General features: G+C 73.6%; 18 protein-coding genes. 14 read left to right on the plus strand and 4 right to left on the minus strand.

Going from position 1 to position 21399, the window contains the following annotated elements:
- Positions 1 to 27 precede the first annotated feature (27 nt).
- The 3 genes from mgrA to ACFQQL_RS09515 all read right to left on the minus strand — a co-directional run bounded on the left by mgrA (position 28) and on the right by ACFQQL_RS09515 (position 4733).
- Positions 28 to 1062, minus strand: a complete 1035-nt coding sequence (gene mgrA, locus ACFQQL_RS09505) for an L-glyceraldehyde 3-phosphate reductase (protein ID WP_382393582.1) — start codon at positions 1060 to 1062, stop codon at positions 28 to 30.
- A gap of 67 nt (positions 1063 to 1129) precedes the next feature.
- Entirely contained in the window at positions 1130 to 2365 is a 1236-nt protein-coding gene (gene serA, locus ACFQQL_RS09510) for a phosphoglycerate dehydrogenase (RefSeq protein WP_382393584.1), read from the minus strand.
- A gap of 73 nt (positions 2366 to 2438) precedes the next feature.
- Positions 2439 to 4733, minus strand: coding sequence for a HelD family protein (locus ACFQQL_RS09515; RefSeq protein ID WP_382393585.1), 2295 nt, complete (start codon positions 4731 to 4733; stop codon positions 2439 to 2441).
- Between the two features lie 257 nt (positions 4734 to 4990).
- On the opposite strand from ACFQQL_RS09515, the gene ACFQQL_RS09520 reads away from it, so the two are divergent.
- Together ACFQQL_RS09520 and ACFQQL_RS09525 are read left to right on the plus strand one after the other, a co-directional pair.
- Positions 4991 to 5935 carry a PAC2 family protein gene (locus ACFQQL_RS09520; protein WP_382393586.1) on the plus strand — a complete coding sequence of 315 codons (945 nt, stop codon included), beginning with the start codon at positions 4991 to 4993 and terminating at the stop codon, positions 5933 to 5935.
- A 220-nt stretch (positions 5936 to 6155) separates the two neighbouring features.
- The gene (locus ACFQQL_RS09525; protein ID WP_382393588.1) at positions 6156 to 6362 is read left to right on the plus strand and encodes a cold-shock protein; all 207 of its coding nucleotides are present in this window, start codon (positions 6156 to 6158) and stop codon (positions 6360 to 6362) included.
- A 31-nt stretch (positions 6363 to 6393) separates the two neighbouring features.
- Here the strand turns inward: ACFQQL_RS09525 and ACFQQL_RS09530 are convergent, their stop codons facing one another.
- Positions 6394 to 7275 carry a spermidine synthase gene (locus tag ACFQQL_RS09530; RefSeq protein WP_382393590.1) on the minus strand — a complete coding sequence of 294 codons (882 nt, stop codon included), beginning with the start codon at positions 7273 to 7275 and terminating at the stop codon, positions 6394 to 6396.
- Positions 7276 to 7346: 71 nt separating this feature from the next.
- Between ACFQQL_RS09530 and dinB the strand changes: the two genes are divergently transcribed.
- The 12 genes from dinB (at position 7347) to murG (ending at position 21374) form a co-directional block, all read left to right on the plus strand.
- Entirely contained in the window at positions 7347 to 8597 is a 1251-nt protein-coding gene (gene dinB, locus ACFQQL_RS09535) for a DNA polymerase IV (protein ID WP_382393592.1), read from the plus strand.
- Positions 8598 to 8645: 48 nt separating this feature from the next.
- On the plus strand, positions 8646 to 9011 hold the full coding sequence (locus ACFQQL_RS09540) for a DUF3040 domain-containing protein (RefSeq protein ID WP_382393594.1): 366 nt from the start codon (positions 8646 to 8648) through the stop codon (positions 9009 to 9011).
- A 460-nt stretch (positions 9012 to 9471) separates the two neighbouring features.
- Complete coding sequence (gene mraZ, locus ACFQQL_RS09545; protein WP_382393596.1) at positions 9472 to 9903, plus strand: division/cell wall cluster transcriptional repressor MraZ; 432 nt, start codon at positions 9472 to 9474, stop codon at positions 9901 to 9903.
- 149 nt (positions 9904 to 10052) lie between these two features.
- Positions 10053 to 11063, plus strand: coding sequence for a 16S rRNA (cytosine(1402)-N(4))-methyltransferase RsmH (gene rsmH, locus ACFQQL_RS09550; RefSeq protein WP_382393598.1), 1011 nt, complete (start codon positions 10053 to 10055; stop codon positions 11061 to 11063).
- Positions 11060 to 11467, plus strand: a complete 408-nt coding sequence (ftsL, locus tag ACFQQL_RS09555) for a cell division protein FtsL (protein WP_382393600.1) — start codon at positions 11060 to 11062, stop codon at positions 11465 to 11467. Before rsmH ends, ftsL begins: the two co-directional genes overlap by 4 nt.
- On the plus strand, positions 11464 to 13236 hold the full coding sequence (locus ACFQQL_RS09560) for a peptidoglycan D,D-transpeptidase FtsI family protein (protein ID WP_382393602.1): 1773 nt from the start codon (positions 11464 to 11466) through the stop codon (positions 13234 to 13236). Before ftsL ends, ACFQQL_RS09560 begins: the two co-directional genes overlap by 4 nt.
- Positions 13237 to 13280: 44 nt before the next feature.
- Positions 13281 to 14846, plus strand: a complete 1566-nt coding sequence (locus tag ACFQQL_RS09565; RefSeq protein ID WP_382393604.1) for a UDP-N-acetylmuramoyl-L-alanyl-D-glutamate--2,6-diaminopimelate ligase — start codon at positions 13281 to 13283, stop codon at positions 14844 to 14846.
- Complete coding sequence (locus ACFQQL_RS09570) at positions 14843 to 16258, plus strand: UDP-N-acetylmuramoyl-tripeptide--D-alanyl-D-alanine ligase (protein WP_382393606.1); 1416 nt, start codon at positions 14843 to 14845, stop codon at positions 16256 to 16258. The genes ACFQQL_RS09565 and ACFQQL_RS09570 overlap by 4 nt, the downstream gene beginning before the upstream one ends.
- Positions 16255 to 17346 (plus strand): phospho-N-acetylmuramoyl-pentapeptide-transferase, encoded by a 1092-nt coding sequence (gene mraY, locus ACFQQL_RS09575; RefSeq protein WP_382393608.1) that lies wholly within the window; start codon positions 16255 to 16257, stop codon positions 17344 to 17346. The genes ACFQQL_RS09570 and mraY overlap by 4 nt, the downstream gene beginning before the upstream one ends.
- The gene (murD, locus tag ACFQQL_RS09580; RefSeq protein ID WP_382393610.1) at positions 17343 to 18848 is read left to right on the plus strand and encodes a UDP-N-acetylmuramoyl-L-alanine--D-glutamate ligase; all 1506 of its coding nucleotides are present in this window, start codon (positions 17343 to 17345) and stop codon (positions 18846 to 18848) included. Before mraY ends, murD begins: the two co-directional genes overlap by 4 nt.
- Positions 18845 to 20212 carry a putative lipid II flippase FtsW gene (ftsW, locus tag ACFQQL_RS09585; protein ID WP_382393612.1) on the plus strand — a complete coding sequence of 456 codons (1368 nt, stop codon included), beginning with the start codon at positions 18845 to 18847 and terminating at the stop codon, positions 20210 to 20212. Before murD ends, ftsW begins: the two co-directional genes overlap by 4 nt.
- On the plus strand, positions 20205 to 21374 hold the full coding sequence (murG, locus tag ACFQQL_RS09590; protein ID WP_382393614.1) for an undecaprenyldiphospho-muramoylpentapeptide beta-N-acetylglucosaminyltransferase: 1170 nt from the start codon (positions 20205 to 20207) through the stop codon (positions 21372 to 21374). Before ftsW ends, murG begins: the two co-directional genes overlap by 8 nt.
- The last annotated feature ends 25 nt before the right edge of the window (positions 21375 to 21399 follow it).

Below are 21399 nucleotides of genomic sequence, written 5' to 3' on the forward strand. Positions count from 1 at the left end.
CACCATCTCTCCGATGCCCCGACCGACCTACAGGTCGGAGGATCGCGGCGCCCATATGTTGATGCCGGCCTCGACGGCATGCTCGTCGATCGCGGCCAGCTCGGACTCGCTGAAGTCGAGGTTCTCCAGCGCCGCCACCGAGTCCTCGAGCTGCGCCACGCTGGATGCCCCGACGAGCGCTGTCGTCACCCGTGGGTCGCGCAGCACCCAGGCGAGCGCCATCTGGGCGAGCGACTGGCCACGGCTCCCGGCGATCTCGTTGAGGGCGCGCACTCGGTCGAGGACCTCGGGTGCGAGGAAGTTCCGACGGAGCGAGGCGTCCTGGGCGGCCCGGGAGTTCTCGGGGACGCCCTCGAGGTACTTGTCCGTCAGCATGCCCTGTGCGAGCGGGGAGAAGACCACCGCACCCATCCCGGAGCTCCCCAGGACGTCGAGCACGCTCGGGTCGCCGTCCTCGACCCATCGGTTGAGCAGGGAGTACGAGGGCTGGTGGACGAGGATGTCGAGGCCGATGTCGTCCGCGACCTCGAGCGCCTCGAGGGTGCGCTCGGCCGAGTACGACGAGATGCCTGCGTACAGAGCCCGCCCGGAGTCGACCGCGGTCTTCAGCGCGCCGAGAGTCTCACGCAGCGGCGTTGTCGGGTCGAACCGGTGGCTGTAGAAGATGTCGACGTAGTCCAGTCCCATCCGCTCGAGCGACTGGTCGAGCGAGGCCAGGAGGTACTTCCGCGAACCGCCCTCGCCGTAGGGGCCGGGCCACATGAGGTACCCGGCCTTGGTGGAGATCACCAGCTCGTCGCGCAGGCCCGGCAGGTCCTCGGCGAGCATGCGTCCGAAGTTCTCCTCGGCGGCCCCCGGCGGCGGTCCGTAGTTGTTGGCGAGGTCGATGTGGGTGATCCCGAGGTCGACGGCGCGCAGCACGATCTCGCGCTGGGTGCCGTACGGGGTCGCCCGGCCGAAGTTCTGCCACAGTCCCAGGGCGATCGCAGGGAGGTCCAGGCCGCTGCGGCCGCACCGGCGGTAGGTCATCGACTCGTAGCGGTCGGCGGCGGGGACGAACATCCGGACTCCTTGTGTCGTTGTGCGGGTGGGCTGCGGCCGGCGGGGCCGCCGCCGGGCGGGGCTCGGGCTACCGCTTCGTGCTCGTGCTCTGCGCGGCAGGCGGCCGCAGCACACGCAGACGGATCGTGTCCTCCATCTCCTCGACCGCCGCGACGGCCTCTGCCGGCAGCTCCGAGCCGATGTCGGTGATGACGTAGCCGATCTCGCCCAGCGTCCCGAGGATCTGCCCTTCGATGTTCGCCCCGTGCTCGGCGAACGTCTGGTTGACCAGGGCCAGGACGCCGGGGGTGTTCCGGTGCACGAACGCGATGCGGTAGCGCGCCGCGTCCGAGGGCGGCAGCGTGAGGCGGGGGAGGTTGACCGACAGGTCGCTCGACCCGGCCCGTGCGTAGGACGCGAGCTTGCCGGCCACGAAGTGGCCGATGTTCTCCTGAGCCTCCTGGGTGGAGCCGCCCACGTGCGGGGTGAGGATGACGTTGGGCAGGTTCCGCAGCTCGGACTCGAACGGCTCACCGTTGCGTCGCGGCTCGTCCGGGAACACGTCGACGGCGGCACCCGAGATGGACCCGTCGAGGATCTTCTCGCGCAGCACGCCGTAGTCGACGACGAAACCGCGGGAGAGGTTGAGGAAGGCCGCCCCGTGCTTCATCTGCTCGAACTGCCGTCGACCGAACATGCCGGCGTTCCCGGCGCGACCGTCCACGTGCAGCGTCACCACGTCGGCGACGGCGAGCAGCTCGGCGAGCGAGCCCATCCGCCGGGCGTTGCCCAGCGCGAGCTTCTCCGCGGTGTCGTAGAAGACGACGCGCATGCCGAGCGCCTCGGCCACGACGGACAGCTGGGTGCCGATGTTCCCGTAGCCGATGATCCCGAGGGTCTTGCCCCGGACCTCGCGCGAGCCGGTCGCGGTCTTGTCCCAGGTGCCGCCATGCAGGGCCTTGTCCCGGACGGTGAGCCGCCGGGTCAGCGCGATGATCTCTCCGACCGCGAGCTCGACCACCGAGCGGGTGTTCGAGAAGGGGGCGTTGAAGACCGCGATGCCGTGGCGGGCGGCCGCGCGCAGGTCCACCTGGTTCGTGCCGATGCCGAAGACCCCGACCGCCAGCAGGTCCGGCCGGGCCTCCAGCACGCGCTCGGTGACCTGCGTGCCGGACCGGACGCCGAGGACGTCGACGCCGTCGAGCTCGGCGACGAGCTCCTCCTCCTCGAGGGCCCCGGGGTGCCGAACCACCTCGAACCCGGCGCGGGACAGGATCTCGTCGGCGTCGTTGTGGGGATTCTCGAGGAGTAGAGCGCGCAGCACGGAGCCTATGCTCAGCCCCGCCCGTCGGCGGCGGCAAGTCGGTCCACCTGTCGGTCGCCCCGGTCCGGCGTGCTCACGCCTCGAGGCCCGGCGGAAGCTCCTCGGCGTGGACCACGTGCAACCGGCGCGTCGGCCTGGTCATCGCGACGTACAGGTCGCCGGTGCCCGGCTCGAGGATCGCGGCGGGCTCGACCAGCGCGACGACGTCGTACTCGAGTCCCTTGGCCTCCACCGGGCTGACCACGGCGACGCGCGCCCCGAGCGGATCTCCGTCCGCGTGCTCGGTCGCGGCACGCAGGTCGTCCCGGCCGGCCAGGGCGGCGGCCACCTCGGCGCGAATCTCGTCGGGGACGATGACGGCCAGCCGGCCGGCACCGGCACCCACCTCACCGTCGAGTGCCGCGAGCTCACCGGCCACGACGTCGCAGACCGTCTCGGCGAGCGCGCCCACCGTCGTGGGCGAGCGGTGCAGGGCGTCCGGCAGGTCGCGCGCGGCCCGGACCGGATACGCCGGCTCGGCACCCAGCCGGGTCATCACGGTCGTCGCCGTGTCCATGACGGTCGCCGGGGTGCGGTAGCTGACGGTGAGCACGGCCTCGCGGACGTGCTCGTCCGCCGCCCCGCCGAGCACCTCGGACCAGGACCTGGCCGGGTGCGGACCGCTGCGCTGGGCGAGGTCGCCCACCACGGTCATCGACCTCGACGGGCACCGGCGCAGCAGGGCGCGCCACGCCATGGGGGAGAGCTCCTGGGCCTCGTCCACCACGATGTGCCCGTAGGTCCACGTCCGGTCCGTCGCCGCACGCTCCGCGGTGGTCAGCCGTGGGCCCGTCGCGGCGAAGCGGGCGGCCAGCGTCTCGGCGTCCACGAGACCGTCACCGAGGCCCTGGGCCTCGATCGCCTCGGCGGCGAACCGGACCTCCTCGGCGCGGCGCTGCCGGGACTCCGCGGCCACGCGCGCCGCCTCCGCCTGCTCGTGCGGGCCGAGCAGCTCCGCCAGCTCGTCGAGCAGGGGGACGTCGGCGACCGTCCACGGCGAGCCCTTCTCGCGCACGAGCAGCGCGCGGTCCGCGTCGGAGAGCCCGCGGGCGTGCGCGGCCAGCAGGTCCGGGCGCGCGTACAGGCGCTCCAGCAGCCCGTGGGGCGTGGTCGGCATCCAGCACAGGTTGACCGCCCGGCGCACGTCGCGGGCCGTGCGGACGTCTTCGTACAGCCAGCCGCGGTCCTCCTCGTCGCGCTCGCCGCCGCGGGCGAGCGTGTACTCCTTCACGAGGGTCTCCAGGACCGCCAGGGCGAACGTCTCGCGGGCCTGGTTGTGGGGAAGCCCGGTGCGCCGGGCACGGGCCATCGCGCTGCGCACGTCCTCCGGGCGCAGGTGCAGCCGCACCCCTTCGACGTCGAGCTCCTGGACCGCGTCCGGGACGCGCTGGAGGCCGCGCACGGCCCGCGAGAGCACGCGCGCCATCACCGCCCGGCCCTTGACCTCCGCGACCTCCACGGGATCCGTCGTCTGCGCCGTCGTGCCGGGGAGGAGCTCGGCCATCGTGGTCGCGACGACGTCGGTCTCGCCGAGCGAGGGCAGCACCTGCTCGATGTACCGCAGGAACACCCGCGACGGCCCCACGAGCAGCACGCCGGAGCGCTCGAGGCGCTCGCGGTGGGCGTACAGCAGGTACGCGGCCCGGTGCAGCGCGACCGCGGTCTTCCCGGTCCCCGGACCGCCCTGGACCACGAGGACGCCGTCGAGGGGTGAGCGGATCACCGCGTCCTGCTCCGCCTGGATGGTGGCCACGATGTCGCTCATGCGGCCCTCGCGGGCGGCCGACATGGCGGCGAAGAGAGCACCTTCGCCGGTCAGCCCGTCACCGACCTCGTCGACGTGCTCGGCGTCCAGCAGCTCGTCCTCGACCCCGACGACCGTCCGGCCGCGCGTCATGAGGTGCCGGCGGCGGACCACGTCGCCGGGATGGGCCGCGGTGGCCTGGTAGAAGGGCTGGGCGCTCGGGGCACGCCAGTCGACGAGGAGCTGGCTGTGCTCGGCGTCGGACATCCCGATGCGCCCGACGTAACGGGGCTCCGCGCTCGCACGCAGGTCGAGCCGGCCGAAGACGAGCCGGTTCTCGACCATCTCCAGCCGGGCCACGGTGTCCTCGTAGTGCGCCGCGAAGGCGTCACGCTCGGAGCGGTTCTGGTGCGTGCCCACGGCCCCGGTGGACCGGACCTGCGCCAGGCGCCGGCGGTAGGCGTCGCGGAGCTCGTCGAGGCGCGCGTAGACGACCCCCACATACTGCTGCTCCTGCGCGACGGCCGCCTCGGCGGTCGCCGCGGGCGCGGCATGCTGCTGCGGCGTGAAAGCCTCTCCTGGCACGCGGGCTCCCTCGTGTCCTGACGGTGTGCTCACAGCACACGGCCAACCATTATCGGGCACGCCGCGCGTCCGCGTCGCCCCCGGGCCGCCGGCCGGGACGCGCGGTGCGCGCGTGCGATCGTGATCTTGGAGACATCGGCCTGCTGCCGCGCCCTGACGGGAGGCGCGGTGGAATGATCGTGCCGGAGCAGGTGTTCTCACCGATGGAGGGTCCCGGCCCGGTGTCGGGACCGACGAGCAGAGAGGAGGAGAGCGCAGTGCGCGACCCACAGGACCTCTACACCGTGAACCCGCGCGGCCTCGACGGCGGTGAGGTTCCGGTCCTCGTGCACGCTCTCCGCGGTTCGCTCGACGCCGGTCACGCGGGTGAGCTGGTCGCCCGGCACCTCCTGGCGTCCATGCCGTCCGAGCGGATCGCGACGTTCGAGGCCGACGAGCTCATCGACTACCGCTCGCGGCGCCCGGCACTGACGTTCGAGGACTTCCGCTTCACCGACTACGAGGAGCCGGTCATCGCGCTGGACAAGCTGCGCGACCCGGAGGGTGGGGAGCTGCTGCTCCTGCACGGCCCGGAGCCGGATCTGCAGTGGGACCGCTTCACGACGGCGATCGTCGGCCTGGTCGAGACGCTCGGCGTCCAGCGCACCGTCGGGGTTCACGGCATCCCGATGGCCGTCCCGCACACCCGGCCGATCAGCGTGACGACGCACGCCACGCGCGACGGCCTCGTCGACCCGCAGCGTCACCTCATGGGTCGGCTCCAGGTGCCGGGCAACGTCGCGGGCCTGCTCGAGCTGCGGCTCGGCCGGGCCGGGCACGACGCGCTCGGGTTCGCGGCCAACGTGCCGCACTACCTTGCGCAGTCGGAGTACCCGCAGGCAGCCGCGGCCCTGGTCCGCCAGATCGCCGCGAGCACCGGTCTGCAGCTGCCCCTCGGGGAGCTGGAAGCCGCGGCGGCGGAGACTGCCCGCGAGATCGAGGCGCAGGTCTCGGCGTCGGCCGAGGTCGGCGCCGTGGTGCACGCCCTCGAGCAGCAGTACGACGCGTACATGGAGTCCGCCGCGCAGCCCAACCACACCGCGCTGCTGGCCGAGCCGGCCATGCCCAGCGCGGACGAGATCGGGGCGGAGCTCGAGGAGTTTCTCGCGGGTCTGGACGCCGCGCCGGGCGAGGGCGAGGACGGCGCGACGCCCGACCGGTGAGCCGCCGGTCGAAGTCTCTGGCCCCCGCTCCCGATGTCTGCCATGCTGGGGACGTTGCATCTGCGTTTCCCTGACGTGCGGTCCGGGGCCTATGGCCCTACGGGCGACGTCCGCTCCGGCGGTCTCGCCCGGGCAAGGAAGTGGGACGAGGTAGTGCGGCGCAAGTAAGGGCCAGGCATCCGGCCTGCCCGACCGACGTCCCGGAAGGACACAGCACAACATGGCACAGGGAACCGTGAAGTGGTTCAACGCTGAGAAGGGCTACGGCTTCATCGAGCAGGACGGTGGCAACGCCCCCGACGTGTTCGTCCACTACAGCGCGATCCAGGCCGACGGATACCGCTCGCTCGAGGACGCCCAGCGCGTCGAGTTCGAGATCACCCAGGGTCCGAAGGGCCCGCAGGCCGAGAACGTTCGGCCGCTCTGAGAGCCCGAACGGCTCGCCCGGAGGCCCGCACCTACGAGGTGCGGGCCTCCGTCGTCTCACGGTCCGGCCGGCCGACGGGGTCCCGTTCCGGCACGGACGTCCCCCGGAACCGGGTCAGCTCGGCACCGTGCAGCATCCGCACCGGCAGCGGCAGCCGCCGCACGCCCCGTCCGATCTCGTCGACCGGCAGCGGGGCGTCCGACGCGGCGAGCACAACGTTTCCGTACCGCCTGCCGTTCAGGATCGCCGGGTCGGTGACGAGGACGACGTCCCGGAACACCGTCTGCAGCGTCGCGACCTCGACCCGCGCGTCGGCCAGCGGTGGTCGGTGGGTGAGGTTGACGAGGTAGAGCCCGCCCGGGACCAGCACCCGGTGCACCGCAGCGGCCGCCTCGAGCGTCCGGACGTGCCGCGGCACCTCGGCCCGGTCGAAGACGTCCCTGACGACAACCTCCCAGCTGCCCTCCCGGAGTGATTCGGTCACCGCGCGGGCGTCACCCGTGCGGATCCGCAGGCGGGGGGAGCGGGGCAGGTCGAACCACTCCCGGACGAGGCCGGCGAGCACCTCGTCGAGCTCCACCGCCAGCTGGGTCGAGCGCGGCCGTCGGGCATCCACGGCCCGCGCCAGGGCGCACGCGGCCCCGCCGAGGTGCAGGGCGCGGACCCGTCCTGCGGGACGCGCCGCGTCCAGCACGACCTCCATCTGCTGCATGTACTCGAACTCCAGGTGCGTCGGGTCCGCAAGGTCCAGGTAGGAGGACTCCGCCTGGTCCAGGAGCAACGTCACGAGGTGAGGTGCGCCGGGCTCGCGCACCAGCCTCGCCGTGCCGAGCGACGTCGGGACCGGCTCGGTCGGCAGGTCGCGGCGGTGCGACGTCGGTGGCCCGTGGGATGCTCGACGGCGACGACTCACCGGGCCAACCTACTGCGCCCGGGAGGCCGTCCGGAGCGGCCCGGCCGCGGCCGGCCAGGAGGAGGGAGCGCATGAGCAGGGCACCGCGCAGCGCGGCCGCTCGCCGTTCCTGGGGTGAGGACGACAGCGGCTGCACCATCCTCCACGTCGACATGGACGCCTTCTTCGTCTCCGTCGAGCTGCTGGACCGGCCCGAGCTGCGCGGCAAGCCGGTCATCGTCGGCGGCGAGACCCGCGGCGTCGTGGCCGCGGCCAGCTACGAGGCCCGCCGGTTCGGCATCCACAGCGCCATGCCCTCCGCCCGGGCGCGGATGCTCTGCCCCGAGCTCATCGCGCTGCCGGGGCGGCATGCCCGCTACGGGGAGGTCTCCCGTGAGGTCATGAGCGTGCTCGGCGAGGTCACCCCCGAGCTCGAGCAGGTCAGCATCGACGAGGCGTTCCTCGACGTCGCGGGTGCGCTGCGCCGCCTCGGGTCGCCGACCACCATCGCCCGCGGGATCCGGCGCGAGATCCGGACGCGGGTCGGGGTGCCCGCGTCGGTGGGCGTGGCCGGCACCAAGCACGTGGCCAAGCTCGCCTCCACGCACGCCAAGCCGGACGGCCTGCTGCTGGTGCCGCTGGCAGCCACCGTCGAGTTCCTCCGTTCGTTGCCCGTGGGGGCGCTGTGGGGAGTGGGGGAGAAGTCCGGGGAGGTGCTCGAGCGACACGGGATCGACACCGTCGCGGAGCTGGCGGACACGCCCCTGCCGACGCTGCACCGCATCCTCGGCGTCGCGGCGGGGCAGCGCCTCCACGAGCTCGCGTGGGGCCACGACCCGCGACCGGTACGGCGGACCAGGGAGGAGAAGTCGATCGGGACGGAGTCCACCTTCGCGCGGGACATCACCGACCGGGCTGAGCTCGAACGGGTCCTGCTCCGGCAGGCCCACGCGTGCGCCGTGCGGCTGCGCGCGGCCCGGGTCCTCACCGGCCGGGTCGCGATCAAGGTCCGGCACGCCGACTTCACGACGCTCTCCCGCTCCCACACCCTGACCGCGCCCACGGATCTCGCGCACGACGTCTACGTCGCCGCGCGGGACCTCCTGGCGGAGGTGCCGATCCCCGCGGCGGGGATCCGGCTGCTCGGTGTCCGTGCCGAGCGGCTGACCGACGGCGGGGAAGGCGTGCAGCCGACGCTCGACGAGGATCCGCACCTCGCGCTCGCGGAGCGCGCGATGGACGGCGTGCGTGCCCGTTTCGGCTCCCGCGTGCTGCAGCCGGCCTCGCTGCTCGATCGTGATCGCCGCTCGACTACCGCCAGTCGTTCGAGCGACATATCCTGAGGGTTACACCGCCGCAGACCGGCGGCCTGGCGCGAGACTGGAGGTCCGATGCCTCTCTCCGAGTACGAGCAGCGCATGCTCCAACAGATGGAGCAGCAGCTGCGCTCAGACGACCCCAAGCTCGCGAACACGCTTGCCGACAAGCCGCGTCCGAGCGCGCGCCGGCTCGGCATCGGCATCCTCCTGCTCGTCGTCGGCCTGGCCGGCCTCGTGGGAGGTGTGGCCACCGAGTACGTCTGGCTCGGCGTCCTCGGCTTCGTCGCGATGCTCGCCGGTGTGATGCTCGCCATCACCGGGCCCCGGAAGTCCCGCCCCGCCGTCCGGCGCCCGGGCGGGTCGAACCCGTCCTCGGGCGGCTTCATGCAGCGGCAGGAGGAACGCTGGCAGCGGCGCAACGAGGAGCGCGGCCGCTGACGTCCTGACTCCCGCCTGACCCAGGCCCGCGACCGCCGAGGTCGCGGGCCTTCGTCGTGCGCGCACCGTCATGGGCCTGCTCGCCATGGGCCGCTCAGGGCGTCCCCCCGGCTCCCCGCTCGGGCTCCCCACTTCGCTCCACCACGACGGTCCACCACCCACCACCGACGGCGTGCAGCGTCCTGTCCGGACGCCACGAGAACCGCTGTTGCGGCAGGATCACGCGCTTTCGCGCGCCCCCGACGTCGGCAGCACGGTGAGCGCCGCGGTCGGGCGACGGCGCTGACCGGACCGAGGTCGGGCCGTCTGCCGATCAGGCCCTCCACCACGCCCCACACCGGCTGACCTGGCGCTTCGCGACGAAATTGGGCAAGAATCGCCCACGGAGGAGTGCATGGGGGAGGAAAGTGGAGTAATGTGGGGTTCACCGGAGCGGTGATCGGGGGGAGGTGAACCGGCAATGTTCCTGGGGACGTACGAGCCTCGGCTGGACGACAAGGGCCGGCTGATCCTCCCTGCGAAGTTCCGCGACAAGCTCGCGGCCGGTGTCGTGCTCACCCGAGGCCAGGAGCGCTGCCTGTACGCCTTCCCCCAGCGGGAGTTCGAGGAGATGCACACCCGGCTCCGGCAGGCACCCGTGACCAGCAAGCAGGCGCGCGACTACCTGCGCGTCTTCCTCTCGGGCGCCTCCGACGACCTGCCGGACAAGCAGGGCCGCATCACCATCCCGCCCGGCCTGCGCCAGTACGCGGGCCTGGAGCGCGAGCTGGCCGTGATCGGTGCCGGCACCCGGATCGAGATCTGGGACGCGACCGCATGGACCACCTACCTGCAGGAGCAGGAGCAGGCCTTCGCCGAGACGGCCGAGGAGGTGGTCCCCGGCTTGTTCTGACCCACCGTTCGGCCCATGGCCGCACGGCGAGGTCTCCCACCGCATCTCTGGCGCACTTCCCCGGTGCCAGAGCACAGGCGGAGGGAGTCCTGGTCGGGCGGAGGAGGGCCGCCCGACCACCTGTCACACACCACGACCCAGGAGAACCGATGAGCCAGGCGGACGCGGACGCGCTGCACGTCCCCGTGCTCGCCGAGCGCTGCCTCGAGCTGCTGGCGCCCGCAGTGGCCGGGGCCGGCGCCGTGCTCGTCGACGCCACTCTGGGGATGGGCGGCCACAGCGAGGCCGCCCTCCGGCGCTTCCCGGAGCTGCGTGTGGTGGGCATCGACCGCGACCCGCGCGCCCTGGAGCTGGCGGGGGAGCGGCTGGCCCCCTTCGCCGAACGGTTCACGGCGCTGCGCGCCACGTACGACCACATCGACGACGTCGCCGGGGACGTCGGTACCGGCGGGAAGGTCCAGGGCGTCCTGATGGACCTCGGGGTCTCCTCGCTGCAGCTCGACGACGCCGCCCGGGGTTTCGCCTACGCCCAGGACGCGCCCCTCGACATGCGGATGGACCAGACAGGCGGCGCCACCGCCGCCGACCTGCTCGCCGAGGCCGACGAGGCGGAGCTGCGACGCATCCTGCGCGAGTACGGCGAGGAGAAGTTCGCCGGCCGCATCGCGGCCGGCATCGTCCGACGCCGCGCCGAGGCGCCGCTGCGTCGCACCTCCGAGCTCGTCGAGATCGTGCGGGAGTCGGTCCCGCACGCCGCACGCCGCCGCGGCGGCAACCCGGCCAAGCGGACCTTCCAGGCGCTGCGCATCGCGGTCAACGGCGAGCTCGACCTCCTCGAGCGAGCGCTCCCCAGGGCCGTCGAGGCACTCGCGGTCGACGGGCGGATCGTCGTCGAGTCGTACCACTCGCTGGAGGACCGGGCCGTGAAGAACGTCCTGGCCCGGGGTGCACGGTCCTCCGCGCCCACCGGGCTACCGGTCGAGCCGGAGTCTCACCGCCCGTACCTCGAGCTCCTCACCCGTGGCGCGGAAGAGGCCGACGAGGACGAGCGCACCCGCAATCCTCGCGCCGCCTCCGTGCGGCTGCGTGCCGCCCGACGAGTCCGACCCACCCCCGACCACCTGCTCCCGCCGAGCAGCCGCAGGAGGTACGCCGCATGAGCACCAGCACCGCCCGCGCACTCCGGTCGACCGCCCCGCGGCCGTCGTGGCGCCCGCGTCTGGAGGTGGTCCCGAGCCCCGCGCCGTCGCGGAGCGTGGTGCCGTTCCTCCTGCTGTGCGCCTCGATCCTCGCTGGGGCCCTGCTGACGGCGCTCCTGCTGAACACCCAGATGGCCGCCACCGCCTACCGGATCCACGACCAGGAGGTCGCCCTGAACCGGATGAACGAGAACGAGGCCTCCCTGCGCGCCCAGGTGGAGCGCGCCGGGTCCCCGACGACGCTCGAGCGGGAGGCTCAGGCGCTCGGCATGGTTCCCGCCGAGAACGTGCGCTTCGTGCACCTCGAGGAGGGCCGGATCCTCGGCGGGGATGCCGCCGCGGCCACGGACGGGGGCGCGCATTGAGCCCGGCGAGCGCGTTCGCCCAGCAGGCGCGCCGTCGCATCGTCCTCGTCCTGGTCCTGACGATGCTCTTCGTCTTCGGCGGGCGGCTCGTGTGGGTGCAGGCGGTGCAGGGACCGAGCCTGGCCCAGGAGGCCCGCGCGGACCGGACGGCGACCTCGACCATCAGCGCTCCCCGGGGTGACATCGTGGACGCGGACGGTGAGATCCTCGCCACGTCGGTCGAGCGGTACAACGTCGGGGTCAACCAGCAGCTGGTGCGCTACTACGAGCGGACGGACCCGGAGACCGGTGAGGTCCTCTCGACCGGCGCAGCGGCCGCCGCCGAGGCGCTGGCCCCGCTGCTCGAGCAGGACAAGGCCGAGCTCGGCGCGCGGATGGTGGGCGACTCCACCTTCGTCTACATCGCGGAAGGTCTCACCCCCGCGCAGTGGCGCGAGATCGACGCGCTGAACATCCCCGGCATCGAGCCGGAGCGCACCACCGAGCGCATCTACCCCAACGGCACCACGGCGGGCAACGTCATCGGCTACGTCGGCCGCGACGGCAACGGGTTGGCCGGCCTGGAGATGAGCATGGAGGACGCGCTCACCGGCGAGGACGGGTCCATCACGGTCGAGATCGGGGCGACGGGCGAGATCATCCCCACCGGCCACCGCGAGGAGGAGCCCGCCGTCCCGGGCGAGACGGTCCACGCCACGATCGACCGTGACCTGCAGCACGTGGCGCAGGAGAGCATCGACCAGGCCGTCGAGCAGTTCGGCGCGCCGTGGGGGGCCGTGGTGGTCGAGGAGATCGGCACCGGGCGCATCCTCGCCCTGGCCGACTCCAACACCGTCGACCCGGGCAACTACCAGGCGTGGTCGCCGGAGGACCGCGGGTCCCGCGCCGTCTCCAACCCCTACGAGCCCGGCTCCACCGGCAAGCTGCCGACCTTCGCCCTCGCGCTCGAGCAGGGCGCGGTGGACCAGAGGACCCCGTTCGAGGTCCCGGACACCTACACCACGGACAGCGGACAGACCTTCCACGACAACAGCCCGCACGAAGAGCTGAACCTGACCACCACGGGTGCCCTGCAGATGTCGTCCAACACGGCCACGGTCCAGATCGGTGAGATGCTGCAGGACTCGGACCGGTACCACCTGCTGCGGGACTTCGGGTTCGGGCAGCGCACCGGCATCGAGCTCCCGGGCGAGTCACCCGGCGTCGTGCACCGGCCGGAGGACTGGGACGGCCGGACCCGGTACACGACGATGTTCGGCCAGGGTCTGGCGGTGACGCTGCTGCAGAACACCTCGATGGCCGCCACGATCGGCAACGGCGGCGTGCGCGTCGACCCCCACATCATCGACGGCACCACCGACGGTGACGGCCAGTTCACCCCGACCGAGGTCACGACCGGCGAGCAGATCCTCGAGGAGGACGCGGCCGACTCGCTCCTGCAGATGATGGAGACGGTCGTCCAGGAGGGCGGCACGGGCCCGCAGGGCGCGGTCCCCGGCTACCGTGTGGCGGCCAAGACCGGCACCGCCGAGATTCCCGACGCCGCGGGCGGCCTGAGCGGCCGGCTCGGCTCGTTCGTCGGGGTGGCCCCGGCGGAGAACCCCCGGTTCGCCGTCGGCGTGGTCGTCTACCGCGGCTACGGCGCCTCGTACGGCGGCACCGTCGCCGCCCCCACCTTCCGGGACGTGATGAGCTTCGCCCTGCGGGATGCGGGCGTCCCGCCTTCGACGGAGCCCGCTCCGGACCTGCCGCTCGAGTCGCGGGGGTGAGTGCGCTGGCTGGCGCCCACGTGGCAAGCAGCCACAATGGGCCGGTGATCGCAGCCCAGCCCGCCCGCTCGCTCGGCGACCTCGCCGCGGCGTTCGAGCTCGCCCCCGCGCCGGGAAGCCCGCCGGGATGGCAGGCCGTCACCGTCCACGGCGTGCGGGCGGACAACCGCCGGGTCACCCCCGGCGACCTGTTCGCAGGGCACGTCGGCGGGCACGTCCACGGCGCCCGCTTCGCCGGGGCCGCGGTCGACGCCGGTGCGGTCGCGGTGCTCACCGATCCGGCCGGTCTGGACCTGCTGGGCGGACCCGAGCAGGCACGGGGCGTCCCGGTCCTCGTCGCCCAGGACGTGCCCGCCGTCCTGGGGCCGCTCGCCGCGGCGGTGTACGGACGGCCCGCCGAGACGCTGCGGACCTTCGCCGTCACGGGCACGAACGGCAAGACCACCACGGCCTACATGCTCGAGCACGCCCTCCGCGCGCTCGGCCGCACCACCGGCCTCATCGGCACCGTCGAGGTCCGGGTCGCGGGCCGCGGGCAGCCTGCCGCCCTGACCACCCCGCAGCCGGCGGACCTGCAAGCCCTGCTGGCGGACATGGTCGGTGCGGGCGTGCAGGACCTCGCGATGGAGGTCTCCTCCCACGCCCTCGGCCTGGGACGGGTGGACCCGGTCGTCTTCGACGTGGCGGGCTTCACCAACCTCACGCAGGACCACCTGGACTTCCACGGCACGCTGGAGGACTACTTCGCCGCGAAGGCGTCCCTGTTCACATCCGCGCGGTCGCGTCGCGGCGTCGTCCTCGTCGACGACGACTGGGGCCGGCGGCTGGCGCAGGTCTGCGAGCGCGAGCGCCCCGGTGACGTGGTCACGGTCTCGACCACGGACGCCGACGCCGACTGGCGCGCGGAGCCGCACGACGCCGACTGGCGCGCGGAGCCGCACGACACCGACTTCCGGCTCGTCCACCGCGACGGGACCACGCTGCGCACCTCGACCGGTCTGCCCGGCCGGTTCAACGTCGCCAACGCGGCGCTGGCCGCCGTCATGGTGCTCACCTCCGGCGTCGCGCCCGGCGACCTCGAGCCGGCGCTCGCCGCCGCCGGCGGGCTCACGCCCACCGTTCCCGGCCGGATGGAGGAGCTCTCCACCCGGCCCCGCGTCGTCGTCGACTTCGCGCACAACCCGGGCGCGCTCGCGCAGGCCGTCGAGGCCCTGCGTCCCACCACTGCGGGCCGTCTCGTCCTCGTCTTCGGCGCCACGGGCTCGCGGGACACGGCCAAGCGGCCCGAGATGGCCCAGGTCGCGGTCGACGGCGCGGACCGGGTCATCGTCACCGACGACGACCCCCACGACGAGCCGGCCGAACAGATCCGGGCCGAGGTCCTCGCCGCCGCCCGCGCGCACGCGCCGGGCGCGGACGTCCGAGAGGTCGCGGACCGTGCCGAGGCGATCCGCGTGGCCGTGCTCGAGGCCGACCCCGCCGACACCGTGCTCGTCGCCGGCCGCGGCCACGAGACGGTCCAGGAGATCTCGGGTGTCGATCATCACCTCGACGACCGCGAGGAGGTTCGCGCGGCCCTGGCGCTGCGCGGGGGAGAATCGGCCCGATGATCACCATGACCCTCCAGGAGGTCGCGGAGGCGTCCGGCGGTACCGTCGCCGGGCCCGGCACGGCCACGGTCACCGGCGACGTCGTCGCCGACTCCCGGGCCGTGGGCGCGGGTTCCCTCTTCACCGCCTTTGACGGCTCCCGCGTCGACGGGCACGACTTCGTGGCACCGGCCCTGGCCGCCGGCGCCGCCGGCGCGCTGGTCACCCGGCCCGTCGCGGGTGTTGACCCCGGCGCGCTCGTGGTCGTCGACGACGTCGCGGCCGCCCTCGGCCGCCTCGCCCGGCACGTCCTGGCGGAGCTGCGCCGTCGCCGCCCCGCCACGGACCCGCTGCGGGTCGTGGGGGTGACCGGCTCGTACGGCAAGACCACCACCAAGGACCTGCTCGCCGGCCTGCTCGCCCCGCTCGGCGAGCGCATCGCCCCGCCGGGGTCGTTCAACAACGAGATCGGCCTGCCGCTCACCGTGCTGCGTGCCGGGCCGGACACGGCGACCCTCATCCTCGAGATGGGGGCCGACCGCGTCGGCAACCTCGAGTACCTCACGTCGATCGCGCCACCGGACGTCGCCGTCGTGCTGGCCGTGGGCCGTGCCCACCTGGGCGAGTTCGGCGGGATCGAGAACGTGGCCCGCGCGAAGGCCGAGCTCGTCGCGGGCATGGTCGACGGCGGCACCGCCGTCCTCAACGCCGACGACGCGCGCGTGCGCGCGATGGCCCGGGGTGCCCGGTCGGTGCGCACCTTCGGCCGGTCCGCCGACGCCGACGTGCGCGCGGAGGACGTCCGCACCGATGACGGCGGGCACGCCACCTTCCGTCTCGTCACGGCCACCGGCGCCGCGCAGGTCACGCTCGCGCTGGTCGGCGAGCACCACGTCACCAACGCGCTGGCCGCCGCGACGGTCGCACTCGACCTCGGTCTCGACCTCGACACCGTCGCGACGGCGCTCGCCAGCAGCGGTCCGGCCAGCCCGCACCGGATGGCCGTCCACGACCGCGCCGACGGCGTCCGGCTGATCGACGACGCCTACAACGCGAACCCCGACTCGGTGCGCGCCGCGCTGCGCAGCCTGGCGACGCTGAGGACCGGCGGACGGAGCATCGCCGTGCTCGGCGAGATGCTCGAGCTCGGGGCGGACAGCGCCGCCGAGCACGCCGCGCTCGGCGCCGAGACCGCAGGGGTGGACCTTCTCGTCGCCGTCGGGGCCGGGACCGCGCCGCTCGCGCAGGGGGCCCGCGAGGCGGGGACCCAGGCGGTCGAGGTGCCGGACGTCGACGCCGCGGGCGAGCTGCTCGAGGCGCGGCTGCGGCCCGGTGACACCGTCCTGCTCAAGGGGTCCAACGGCGCCGGCATCTGGCGGCTGGCGGACCGGCTCACCCGCGGTGACGAGGGCCGTGGGGGTGTCGCGCCATGATGTCGGTGCTCATCTCCGGCGCGGTGGCGCTCGTCGTCGCGATGGCGGGGACACCGCTGTTCATCCGGCTGCTCGTGGCGAAGAACTACGGGCAGTTCATCCGGCAGGACGGTCCCACCGCCCACTTCACCAAGCGTGGCACCCCGACCATGGGTGGCGTCGTCATCATCGCGGCGACCGTCGTCGGCTACACCGTCTCGAACATCGCCAGCGCCCGGCTGCCCAACGTCTCCGGGCTGCTGCTGCTCTTCCTCATGGTGGGGATGGGGCTGGTCGGCTTCCTGGACGACTACATCAAGATCTCGCGGCAGCGCTCCCTGGGCCTGAACGAGCGCGGCAAGATCATCGGCCAGGCGTTCATCGGGATCACCTTCGCGGTCCTCGCGCTGCAGTTCGCGAACGAGAACTACCGCACGCCCGCCTCCACCCAGATCTCCTTCATCCGGGACACCGCCATCGACCTGGCCTTCGCCGGCCCGGTGCTCGGGCTGATCCTGTTCGTGCTCTGGGCGAACTTCCTCATCACCGCCTGGACCAACGCCGTCAACCTCACCGACGGGCTGGACGGTCTCGCCACCGGTGCCTCGATGTTCGTCTTCGCCGCCTACACCGTCATCACGATCTGGCAGTCCAACCAGTCGTGCCAGTACCTCGTGGACCCGGGGCCCGGGTGCTACGAGGTCCGTGACCCGCGCGACCTCGCGATCGTCACCGCGGCCATCGTGGGCGCGTGCTTCGGCTTCCTGTGGTGGAACACCTCGCCGGCGCAGATCTTCATGGGTGACACCGGCGCGCTCGCCCTCGGCGGGGCACTGGCCGGGCTGTCGATCCTCACCCGGACCGAGTTCCTCACCGTCATCCTCGGCGGCCTGTTCGTCATCATCGTCATGAGCGACGTCATCCAGATCGGCTTCTTCAAGATGACCGGCAAACGGGTGTTCCGCATGGCGCCGCTGCACCACCACTTCGAGCTCAAGGGCTGGAACGAGGTGACGATCGTCGTGCGGTTCTGGATCATCGCCGCCCTGTGCGTCGCGCTCGGCCTCGGCATCTTCTACGCCGAGTGGGTCTCGGTGACGCCCTCGTGACGGTGCCGGGAGCGTCCGGGACCGACGCGCTGGACGGCGCCCGGGTCGCCGTCGTCGGCCTGGGCACCTCCGGGCGAGCCGCGCTCGACGTGCTCGGGACCATCTCCCTCGCGCACCTCGCCGGCTTCGACGCGCACGAGGAAGCCCTCGAGACGGCACGCGGAAGCGGTGAGGTCCCGGCCGGGACCCCGCTCACCGCCGTCGCCGACCCCGCCGAGCTCGCCGAGACCGTGCTGAAGGACCGGCCCGATCTCCTCGTCGTCTCGCCCGGGGTGCCCGCCGCGGCACCGCTGCACACCCGGGCCGTGGCCGAGGGGATCCCGGTCTGGAGCGAGGTGGAGCTCGCCTGGCGGGTCCAGGCCCGCCGCCCGGACGGCAGCCGGGCGCCGTGGCTCACCCTGACCGGCACCAACGGCAAGACCACCACGGTGCAGATGCTCGCGTCGATGCTCACCGCCGCCGGCGAGCGCGCGCCCGCCGTCGGCAACGTCGGGACCCCGGCCGTCCGGGCGGCGGCCGCGGGCGGCGTGGACGTCCTCGCGGTCGAGCTGTCCAGCTTCCAGCTGCACAGCACCTTCTCGGTGAGCCCCGAGGCCAGCGCCTGCCTGAACATCGCACCGGACCACCTGGACTGGCACGGCTCCTTCGCCGCGTACCGGGCGGACAAGGCCCGCGTGTACGCGCGTACGCGGCTGGCGTGCGTCTACAACGAGGCCGACCCGCTCACCCGGCAGATGGTCGAGGAGGCCGACGTCGTCGAGGGCTGCCGGGCGGTCGGGACGACGCTGGGCACGCCGGCCGTGGGCCAGCTGGGCGTGGTCGAGGAGTACCTCTGCGACCGGGCGTTCGGACCGAGCCTCGAGCAGCGTCGGACCAGTGCCGTCGAGCTGGCCACGACCGCCGACCTCGCCCATCTCGCCCCCGGCGGGACCGACGTGCCCGAGCACCTCGTGGCGGACGCGCTGGCAGCCGCCGCCCTGGCGCGGGCGCACGGCATCGCCCCGCAGCACGTGCGGCAGGGGCTGCGGGACTACGCCCCCGGAGCGCACCGGATCGAGCAGGTCGCCGAGATCGACGGCGTGCGCTACGTCAACGACTCCAAGGCCACCAACACCCACGCCGCCGCGGCCTCGCTCGCCGGCTACGCACCCGGCACCGTCGTGTGGATCGCGGGCGGGCTGGCCAAGGGCGCCACCTTCGACGAGCTCGTCGCGGCGCACCGGGACCGGCTCCGCGCCGTCGTCCTCATCGGCGTCGACCGCGAGCCCTTGCTCGGGGCGCTCGGGCGACACGCGGGCGACGTCCCGGTCATCGAGGCACTCCCTGGCGAGGATGGGGATGTGATGACGCGGGCGGTCGCCGAGGCGGCGCGGCTCGCCCGACCGGGCGACACCGTGCTCATGGCGCCCGCCAGCGCCTCGATGGACCAGTTCCGCAACTACGCCGAGCGCGGCGAGGCCTTCGCCCGCGCGGCGCGCGCTCTGCCCGGAGGGAGCCGATGACCACGCTGGAGACGTCACGGCGTTCGGGGGGACGGCGGCCCGCCGCCCCCCGCGGCCCGCGCAACACGACCCGAGGCGCCGACCGGGCACCCGCCAAGAACACGACGACGAAGACGGCCGGCACGAAGACGGCGGGGACCAAGACCGCGGGGACCAAGACCGCGAAGCGCGAGAACCCGGCGCTGAGCTTCTACCTGGTGGCCGGTTCGGCGGCGCTGCTGCTCGCGCTCGGAGTGGTCATGGTCTTCTCCGCCTCGACGATCAATGCGCTCCAGAACGGGCAGAGCCCGTACGCCTCGATCCTCCACCAGGGCATGTTCGTCATGATCGGGCTCCCCGTGGCCTGGCTAGCGAGCCGCATCAAGGTCGAGTGGTACAAGGCCCTGGCGTGGCCGGCGTTCCTCGGCGCGGTCTTCCTCCAGCTCCTCATCTTCACGCCCCTCGGCCTGGCCGAGAACGGCAACACGAACTGGATCCACATCCCGGGGTTGAACCAGTCCGTCCAGCCGTCCGAGTTCCTCAAGGTCGGCCTGGCGCTGTGGCTGGGCCTGGTGCTGTCCCGGAAGGGCCGGCTGCTGAAGGACTTCCGGCACGTGCTGGTGCCCGGCGGCGTCGGCTCGGTGATGGCGCTCGGCCTCGTGCTCGCCGGGCACGACATGGGTACCGCGGTCGTCCTGGTGGCCCTCGTGTGCGGGGCCTACTTCGTCGCGGGACTCCCGATGCGGTGGTTCGCCGCGGCCGGCGTCCTGGGTGCCGGCGCGGCGGCCTTCCTCGTCGTGCAGTCCCCGTCCCGCATGACGCGCGTGATGTCCTTCCTCGGCCTGACCGAGGCGGACCCCTCCGGGGCAGGCTTCCAGAGCCAGCACGGCCAGTGGGCGCTCGGGACCGGAGGGGTCAGCGGCGTCGGGCTCGGCGCCTCGCGCGAGAAGTGGTCCTACCTGCCGGAGGCCCACAACGACTTCATCTTCGCGATCATCGGCGAGGAGCTGGGCCTGCTCGGCACGCTGCTCGTGCTCGCGCTGTTCGGCAGCCTCGCCGTCGGCATGCTGCGCGTCGTGCGCCGTCACCGCGACCCGTTCGTCCAGATCGCCACGGCCACCATCGCCTCCTGGATCCTCGCTCAGGCGCTGGTCAACATCGGCGTCGTCGTGGGGCTCCTGCCCGTCATCGGCGTGCCCCTCCCGCTCGTCTCGGCGGGCGGCTCCGCCATGGTGTCCACGCTCCTGGCCCTGGGCATCATCCTGTCCTTCGCCCGTACCGAGCCCGGGGCCGCGAAGGCTCTCGCCACCCGCCGGGCGGTGGTGAGCCGGTCGCTGGCCGTCGTCGGCCGCCGGTCCCGCGACGTTCCCGCCCGTCGTGGCTGAGCCGCTGCGCGCGCTGCTGGCGGGTGGGGGGACCGCGGGGCACGTCAACCCCCTCCTCGCCACGGCCGCCGCCCTGCGTGAGGAGGGGGCGGACGTCACCGTGCTCGGGACCGCCGAGGGGCTCGAGCACACCCTGGTGCCCGAGGCCGGCTTCCCGATGCGGGTGGTCCACCGGGTCCCGCTGCCGCGGCGGCCCTCCCTCGACCTGCTGCGGCTGCCCGCGCGCCTGCGCGGCGCGGTCACCACGGCGGACCGTGCCCTCACCGAGACCGGGGCGCAGGTCGTCGTCGGATTCGGCGGCTACGTCGCCACTCCCGCCTACCTGGCCGCGCGCCGGCGCGGGATCCCGGTGGTGGTGCACGAGCAGAACGCCCGCCCCGGGCTGGCGAACCGTGTCGGTGCCCGCTGGGCCGCGGTCGTTGCCCTCACCTTCGCCTCCACGCCGCTGGCCGCCGCCCGCGGCCGCACCGAGGTCACCGGCCTGCCACTGCGGGCACCCATCGGCGCCCTGGTCGCGGACCGGACGACGCCGGAGGGGGCCCAGCGGCGGCGCGACGCCGCCGCGGACCGGCTCGGGCTCGACCCGCGACGGCCCACCCTGCTCGTCACCGGCGGCTCCCTGGGCGCCCAGCGTCTCAACACCGCCGCCGCCGCCGCGGCGACGGCGCTGGTGCAGGCCGGGGCACAGGTGCTGCACCTGACCGGGCGCGGGAAGGACGAGGCGGTGCGCACCGCCGTCCGGTCCGCCGCCGACGGCGCACCCGAGGTGACCGAGCACTACCACGTGCTGGACTACCTCTCCGCGATGGAGGACGCCTACGCCTGCTCGGACCTCGTGCTGTGCCGCTCCGGTGCCGGCACGGTCGCGGAGCTCGCGGCGCTCGGGCTGCCGGCCGTGTACGTGCCGCTGCCCATCGGCAACGGCGAGCAGCGGCTCAACGCCGCCGACGTCGTCGCCGCGGGCGGCGGCGTGCTGGTCGAGGACGGCCACCTCGACGCCGCCTACGTGAGCCGCGAGGTGGCGGGCCTCCTCGCCGACGCCGGCGAGCTGCGCCGTCGCGGCGACGCGGCTGCACGGGCAGGAGCCACGGACGGCGCGGCCCGCCTCGCCGATCTCGTGCGCGAGGCGGCCCGAGGCGCCGCGGGGGTCGGGCGTGGCTGAGCGTTTCCACCTCGTGGGCGTCGGG

The organism is Georgenia alba (assembly GCF_042665525.1).
Lineage (GTDB): Bacteria > Actinomycetota > Actinomycetes > Actinomycetales > Actinomycetaceae > Allobogoriella > Allobogoriella alba.

What these genes read in the sequence shown, in the direction of transcription:
- mgrA (WP_382393582.1), bottom strand. Translation starts at nt 1,062, where the DNA reads ATGTTCGTCCCCGCCGCCGACCGCTACGAGTCGATGACCTACCGCCGG.
- ACFQQL_RS09525 (WP_382393588.1), top strand. Translation starts at nt 6,156, where the DNA reads ATGGCACAGGGAACCGTGAAGTGGTTCAACGCTGAGAAGGGCTACGGC.
- dinB (WP_382393592.1), top strand. Translation starts at nt 7,347, where the DNA reads ATGAGCAGGGCACCGCGCAGCGCGGCCGCTCGCCGTTCCTGGGGTGAG.
- ACFQQL_RS09540 (WP_382393594.1), top strand. Translation starts at nt 8,646, where the DNA reads ATGCCTCTCTCCGAGTACGAGCAGCGCATGCTCCAACAGATGGAGCAG.
- mraZ (WP_382393596.1), top strand. Translation starts at nt 9,472, where the DNA reads ATGTTCCTGGGGACGTACGAGCCTCGGCTGGACGACAAGGGCCGGCTG.
- rsmH (WP_382393598.1), top strand. Translation starts at nt 10,053, where the DNA reads ATGAGCCAGGCGGACGCGGACGCGCTGCACGTCCCCGTGCTCGCCGAG.
- ftsL (WP_382393600.1), top strand. Translation starts at nt 11,060, where the DNA reads ATGAGCACCAGCACCGCCCGCGCACTCCGGTCGACCGCCCCGCGGCCG.
- ACFQQL_RS09570 (WP_382393606.1), top strand. Translation starts at nt 14,843, where the DNA reads ATGATCACCATGACCCTCCAGGAGGTCGCGGAGGCGTCCGGCGGTACC.
- mraY (WP_382393608.1), top strand. Translation starts at nt 16,255, where the DNA reads ATGATGTCGGTGCTCATCTCCGGCGCGGTGGCGCTCGTCGTCGCGATG.
- ftsW (WP_382393612.1), top strand. Translation starts at nt 18,845, where the DNA reads ATGACCACGCTGGAGACGTCACGGCGTTCGGGGGGACGGCGGCCCGCC.